3 protein-coding genes and 2 pseudogenes are annotated in these 7267 nt (G+C 54.5%); 1 reads left to right on the top strand and 4 read right to left on the bottom strand.

Translation table 11 applies throughout. The features are described from left to right. Positions 1-337: 337 nt before the first annotated feature. Positions 338-1009, bottom strand: a complete 672-nt coding sequence (locus ABUK73_RS17915; protein ID WP_353578468.1) for a hypothetical protein — start codon at positions 1007-1009, stop codon at positions 338-340. Between the two features lie 149 nt (positions 1010-1158). Between ABUK73_RS17915 and ABUK73_RS17910 the strand changes: the two genes are divergently transcribed. After that, the gene (locus ABUK73_RS17910) at positions 1159-1344 is read left to right on the top strand and encodes a helix-turn-helix transcriptional regulator (protein WP_353578467.1); all 186 of its coding nucleotides are present in this window, start codon (positions 1159-1161) and stop codon (positions 1342-1344) included. Positions 1345-1732: 388 nt separating this feature from the next. Here ABUK73_RS17910 and ABUK73_RS17905 read toward each other — a convergent pair. From ABUK73_RS17905 to ABUK73_RS17895, 3 genes and pseudogenes are all read right to left on the bottom strand, one after another. After that, positions 1733-4978: pseudogene (locus tag ABUK73_RS17905) on the bottom strand (error-prone DNA polymerase); the annotation flags it as partial. Continuing rightward, positions 4975-6487, bottom strand: a pseudogene (locus tag ABUK73_RS17900) (Y-family DNA polymerase). The pseudogenes ABUK73_RS17900 and ABUK73_RS17905, both read right to left, overlap by 4 nt. Then, complete coding sequence (locus ABUK73_RS17895) at positions 6408-7163, bottom strand: ImuA family protein (protein WP_353578466.1); 756 nt, start codon at positions 7161-7163, stop codon at positions 6408-6410. The pseudogene ABUK73_RS17900 and the gene ABUK73_RS17895 overlap by 80 nt, the downstream one beginning before the upstream one ends. Positions 7164-7267: the final 104 nt, after the last annotated feature.

Below are 7267 nucleotides of genomic sequence, written 5' to 3'. Positions count from 1 at the left end.
GGGTGGAGCAGCCCGGTAGCTCGTCAGGCTCATAACCTGAAGGCCGCAGGTTCAAATCCTGCCCCCGCAACCAAAAAAATATAAGTAACATCATTTACTTAGCTTGCGCTGACCATTTGAATTGTTTAACTCTGAACTTTGGGCAGCGAAATCGGGCAGCACGTTGTTTGTTTTGGGCACTCCGATGAAGAGATAATCCGATCCTTATCGGTTTTTGCAAAGCAAACACAGAAGATATCCTGCGCAAGCAATTGTGGGAGTTTCTGCTACCCATATTGAAATAATGCATTCGAAATTCGTCCTTTTAAAGCGTTATCGTTGCGTTCTCTGTTTCTGACTAAACTTTCTGGGGCTGGCTTTCTGAGGTGCCGATCTCGACGCGAGGAAGCCGAGAGTGTGCTGTTCTACAGCGCCCTCCGCAAAAGCGCGTGTCGCGTCGGCTCGGTCGGTAATATCCCGCACAGTTCTCGCACACCAAAAGCGGGCGTCCTGCCATGGCCCGGGTTATAATCTCGGACGAAATGAAGCAGTACAGACTGTAAGTCATGAATACTGGATTAAATCCCCGAGAACATTCTTTCGGCTTTAGCCAGAGATTGAAGCCAACAGTGAACGGACTCATCACTAATCCGCTTGGTGGTGGGTTCGTGTCAGTAAATCCACCAGTTTGGAGGCTCTCGTTCAGATTTTTGAGTTCTTGCGCGATAAAACGTTGCTCGCGAACTAGGGTACACATTCCTGCCTCAAAGCGGCGTGTGAACCGTAGAGGACCGTAGCGACTTGTAAAAACAGCAAAGTCGTTGTCGGTCTCAGCATTAAGTAAGGATGTCGTGACCTCAACAGCTTCTTTCGATCCGGACGTGATCTCATAAGGCGTATTGAAGTGGTCCGTGAAGATGTGAATTCCCGCTTCAAGACCCGAAGCCTCCGCCTCGTCGTGCCTTATCGTAATTAGCTTGGCACCTGTTTTTGAGGCCTGAGCAAAGAGGTGGAGGGCTGACATCATCATGTAACGGCTCCGTAACGGATAGGAAATATCGCTTAATATTAACCGTGTACAACCTTGTTGTCGCTCTTGATCTGTGTGAGTTTTTCCGGGTGTGCAGAACATAAAACCCGGAGCGCATCGCTGTCCAAAAGTCGATCAGGAGAACCATCATGTACGATCGTGAATTGAGACTTTTCCGTATAAGTGAAATCTGTGCGATTCTCACCTTGTCTCGGTCTAGCCTTTATCGTCTGGCTAAGTCCGATGACACGTTCCCAGCTTTTATATCATTAACAAATAGAAGACGTGCGGTCCGAGGGGCAGACCTGGTAGCGTGGTTGCAAAGCCGACGATAAACGCACCTCACATAAGTTAGCTACGTACCGCCGCAAAGGGAAGGCGGCGGTAGACGCCACACCAATTCACTACAAACATTGGGTGCGCCACATTCCGGGCAAGTGGAAAATTAGAGTGTCTTCACACTAGCCACTGAAGTAGACCCGTGCGACATCTTCTCAAAACAGACGTTCACAATGATCGAAAAGGGATTGATTTCGCGGAAGTAGATTATCACTGTGATCGCGCCGCATCCACCCGTCCAAGCGTGTCAGGGGAGTTATTGACAGTCTGTCCTGCCCTGTGCCGTGCCTTACTCAGATATAGGTCAAACACGATCAATGGTCGGCTTTTGTATCCAGACACGTCCATCTCAGTTTTTAGTGCATTTTGTGTTGGTGGATGTCCATGAAAACTCCTGCTCTTCACCTTCAGCGTATCGATATGCAGGTCCGGTATGAAGATGTCGCGGGGCTTTGGCGTCCGGGCATCTGTACCCGGTAAACCATGCGCAAACTCGTCGCCGCGACCGGTCTGTAGCTTAAAATCAAGATTTCGATCAGAAAGACGCGATAGATCGCCGGACAGATCGAAGAGCTGCCGCGCTACGAGATGGACTACATCACCTTCGCGCTGAATGCGACCGTTGACCGCAATCATGGAGGAACCGAGGACCACTTTAGGGCTGCGTTCGAAAAGCTTCGGCCAGACGACCACATTTGCCGCGCCGGTCTCGTCTTCGATAGTCAAGAACATGACGCTTTTCGCAGACCCGGGCTTTTGACGAACAAGGACAAGACCGGCGGTCATCAACCAGCGGCCGTCACGAGCATTCATCGTCTCCGTACAGGTAACAATACGTCGCTTGGTCAGGTCTTGGCGCAGGAACTTGAGCGGATGATCTCGTAGGGTCAGACCGATGTGGCTGTAATCAGCAACCACATTATGACCTTCGGTCATCTGTCGCAACTCGACGTCGGGCTCCTGCTGTTCGGCAATGGCTCTGGACTCTCGTTCAGCAGCAGCAGCGAACAGAGGCAAGGGCTCATCACGAAGAGCTTTGATGGCCCACAACGCGTCTCGTCGCTCCATCTGTAACGATGGCAGGAAAGCATCGGCTTCGGCTAGCTCCACTAGAGAAGCAGCCGGGACACCAGAGCGACGCCACGTGTCGTCTACGCTTTCAAATGGCTGATCCATTCGCGCAGTCACAATCCTAGCTGCATCGGCGGCGGCAAGACCTTTGACCAGGCGCATACCAAGCCTGACGGCGTGCCGGTCGGTGTTTCCGATCCTCTCCAATGTGCAGTCCCATCGTGAGCGGTTGACACAGACAGGACGGACTTCGACGCCATGGTTTTTGGCATCGCCGACGATCTGCGCGACGGCGTAGAACCCCATGGGCTGCGAGTTCACCAGCGCAGCGCAGAACGCGTCAGGATGGTGCTTCTTCACCCAACATGAGGCGTAGGCGATTAACGCGAAACTCGCGGCGTGGGATTTTGGAAAACCGTAGCTTCCGAAGCCTTCCAGCTGGCCGAACGTCTTCTCCGCGAACTCGGCGGTGTATCCATTTTTCACCATGCCATCGATCAGCTTGGTCTTGAATTTGGAAACTCCACCTGTGAACTTGAAAGTCGCCATGCTTTTGCGGAGCTGGTCGGCCTCTCCGCCGGAGAAGCCTGCGCACACCATGGCTACACGCATCGCGCTCTCTTGAAATAGTGGAACACCAAGCGTCTTCCCCAGCACCGCTTCAAGCTCTGGTGTCGGATACTCCACCGCTTCCTTGCCTTCGCGTCTCCGAAGATAGGGATGCACCATGTCGCCTTGGATTGGACCGGGACGGACGATAGCCACCTGCACAACGAGGTCGTAGAACGTTCGGGGTTTCAGTCGTGGCAACATGGCCATCTGAGCCCGGCTCTCGACTTGGAAAGTCCCAAGCGTGTCTGCCTTGCGGATCATTGCGTAAGTGGCTGGGTCTTCTTGCGGAATTCTCGCGAGATCGAGATCGATCTGCTTGTTCGTCTTGATGAGGTCGAACGCTTTTGCCATGCAGGTCAGCATCCCGATTGCGAGTACATCGACCTTCATGAATTTTAAGGCTTCGATATCGTCCTTGTCCCACTCGATGATCTGCCGATCTACCATGGTGGCAGGCTCAATGGGCACAAGATCGTCCAGTCGGTCATGGGTCAGAACAAAGCCGCCAGGATGCTGTCCGAGATGACGAGGTGCACCCATCAGCTGCTGTGCAAGTTTCAGGGTCAACCCAAGACGCCGGTCTTCCGGGTTCAAACCTTGGTCTTTCAGTTTCTGGTCGCTGACCATTTCCTCTGACCAATGCCACATACCGGATGACAGGGCTTTTATGATGTCCTCTGGCAGCCCAAGTGCTTTACCGACGTCACGGATAGCTCCCTTTGCCCGGTATCTCGTTACCGTTGAACAGAGAGCGGCCTTGTGCGTGCCGTACGTCTTGTAAATCCACTGGATGACCTCTTCACGGCGCTCGTGTTCGAAGTCCACGTCGATGTCCGGCGGTTCGTCTCTTTCTTTCGATACGAACCGCTCGAACAGGAGGTCGTTCGTTTCCGGATCGATGCTGGTAATACCAAGGATGTAACAAATGGCAGAATTCGCAGCTGACCCACGACCTTGGCAAATGATGTTTTGACTCCGAGCAAACTTGACGATGCTGAATACGGTCAGGAAGTATGGCGCGTACCGCATCTCTTTAATGAGATCGAGTTCGTGCCTGACAGCTTTCAGCACTTTTTGAGGTAAACCTTCGGGATACCGGTCTGGGATGCTCTCGCGAACATAATGCTCCAGGGATTGTTGGGCATCCATGCCGGGTACGATTGCTTCCTCTGGATACTGGTATGTCAGCTCTTCAAGCGAGAACTTGCAGCGGTCGACGATCTCCATCGTCCTGTCGAGTGCTTCGGGATATCGTGGGAAGAGACGCTGCATTTCCTCTGGAGGCTTGAGATATCGGTCGGCATGACGCTCACGCTGAAACCCCACCTCATCGATGGTCGTGTTATTGCGAATGCAACTGACGACGTCCTGTAGCTGCCGACGGCTCGGGTCATGGAAAAGGACATCGTTGGTGACGACAGTCTTCACCTTGAACCGTGTGGCCAGGTTGGAAAGCTCGAAAAGTCGCATCTGGTCGTTCGGACGGCGTCGCAGATCAAGGGAGACGTAAGCGCGATCTTCGAAGATTTCTCGCATCTTCCGGAGATGGAGAGCGCAGGTTTCGTCCGGAAGGTCCGGCACGAATATGCCGATCATGCCTTCCGCATATCGCAAGAGGTCATCGAGCGTCAGAACACAGTTGGCTTTGCCGCCGCGCTCTTTCCCAAGAGTCAGCAGACGGGTCAGCCCGGAATAGGCAGCTCTATCTGTCGGGTACACAAGGATGGAGATGCCTTCTTGCAAATCAAGACGGCAGCCGACGACCAGACGCACACCGGTGGAACGTGACGCTTCAAGGGCGCGTACGATACCGGCAAGAGAATTGCGGTCGACAATCCCCAGCGCTTCGATACCGAGTTCTTTGGCCGTGGCAAAGAGTTCCTCGGCACTGCTGGCACCACGCAGGAAGCTGAACTGGGTTGTGACCTGTAGCTCGGCGTAACTCATGCAAATAGTCCATGTAGAAACCAACGATGCGACCCTGTCTCAGGGTCAACACCATCGCCATGACGGAAAATCCAGAAGCGTTCGCCATTTTCATCCTCGATGAGGAAGTAGTCGCGAACTGCCTCCATTTCGGTCTCGCGCGTCCACCATTCGCCGAAGATGCGCTCCGGACCATCGGCTCGTATGACCTTACGCCGCTTCCCTCGCAACATGACGCTTGCGGGGGGATGATCCGGCAAGAGGGCGATGGCTTCAATACGCTCCGGATAGGCCAGCAACCGCACCGGTCGTCGCCACTGTTGAACCCATGACCCCTGGTCTTCGAGCGCGACGGCAGGAATACGCGCGACACTGCGCTCGGGGACGTCGGATGCGACCGGCGCAACGCGATAGACGCGCTGACCACGGTTACCGTAAATATCGATTAGCGGTGTCAGGTCTTCATCCTGGTCTTCCATCAACTCGGACGAGCGCTGCTCTTCTTCGAGCGGCTGCGTCATGATGGCTGAGAGGGTCAGTTTCTCGATACCGAAACCAGGATCGATTTTCTCGGTGCGATCTCAAAACAGCTTTACCAGCCAAGCGACATCACGGGCCGGTTTGGCGGTACCCGCGCGAATAGCCTGGCGAGTGCCGTCTACTTTCTCAACAATGAGATCAGTGCGACGAACGCCGAGACCTCTCTTCTGAAGCTCGACGACAAGCTGCTCCACCAGACGACCGACATACTTGTTGATGGTTTCTGCCGATCCAATCGGTTCGGCAAATGATCGACTGACTTCGATGACGTCGGGCGTTCGTATCGGATTGATAGGCTCGGAAACCCGCCCAAACATCTGCTCAATACGTCGTCCGATTTCAGGTCCAAAACGAAGGGCGAGCGGTGCCCGGGGGCGTCGCGGCCAATTCCCCAATGCTCCTGAAGCCGAGGGTGTGGAGATCATCGACGATCTTCGCTGGAAGCCGCAGCAACGACAGAGGCAGGTTCTCGACCGCCCGGACCGTCTCACCGACAGGAACGATTACGGTTTCCCGCTGGATGACTCTGGCGCAAGCATGCGCTGCGCCCCAGGTATCGGCAATGGCAACGCGGGCAGTCAGCTTCTTTGCGCGAAACCGATTGGCAATGCCGGTAATCATCGGAAGCTCGCCTCCTTGAAGATGATCGGCTCCTTCCGTGTCCATGACGATGCCATTCGGTTCATCAATAGCAACGATTGGCGAATGCTGGCCCAGAGCCCAGAACGTAATCCGTTCAAGTGCGACGAAATCCGCAGCGGGATCGGCGTCGACCATGAAAAGACCTCGGAAAATCGCCTGTGCTTTTGCAGCGGGCATGCCCACTTTCAGTCCTGCGGTCCGTGCAGCCTTGTCTACTGCCGAAACCCATCGTTTCGAGCCGGATTTCGATATGACGGCGATAGGCTGTTCAACGGAAATATCCGGATCGTCTCTCCTGATCCTGTCCGTCGCTAAATCCGGTAGATAGATTGATACGACCCGAGGCATCACACGCTCCTACGATAAACTCTGCGCACTCGCCCGCTTTCACTCGCATCAGTTCAATGAACCATCTGGGCCTGCCCACTCCCGGCACCGGTAGCTCCTCAGAAGGAAGGACCGATACACGCCATCTTGTTGACGAAGCGGTTGGTTGCCCGAAATCCGATGCTTCGGTTTGCCTGCGCCATCGCCGGACAATCAGACCCATTGTGCCGGTCTTCTCGGCCGCGAGCTGGAGTCGTCGGGATGCCGTCATTGGCAATCGAACCAGCTCGCCGACCACGGCACCAAGACCACCAAACGATAGACCCTCTTCTAGGGAGGCAAGGACATCTTCCTCCTTGTCTGCTTCGACAAAGACGACGCGGCTATGATGAAGACCGGCCTGCGCTAAAGCTGGAAAAAACAGGTCCGGCCTCGTCAGACACCAGACGATCTTGCCTTTGGTTCTTGCTGCTATACCGGCGGCAAAAAGGGCTGCTGCAGCGCCGTCGACCGTGCCGGTTCCACCGCCCGCGAATTCGTGAATCGCTCCATAACTCAAACCACCATTCGGAAGACACTCGTCGATATCGTCCACACCGAACGGCAGCAGCATCCTCTTTCGGGCAGCGGCCCTTTCTAGGTGTCCGATTTGCTCTCGAAGCTCGGCAATGACCGCATTCGCGTTGCCTATTCCCATGGTGAACTCCCTTTGCAGACGATTATGCCACCCGGTAAAACCGGGAGCGTTCTCTATTTGTTCCTTTGTACTATTTGAGTCAATCGTCATATTGGCTGAGGCAG

The organism is Agrobacterium vacciniicorymbosi (assembly GCF_040427045.1).
Lineage (GTDB): Bacteria > Pseudomonadota > Alphaproteobacteria > Rhizobiales > Rhizobiaceae > Agrobacterium.
This window is presented reverse-complemented; position numbering and strand designations above follow the sequence as displayed.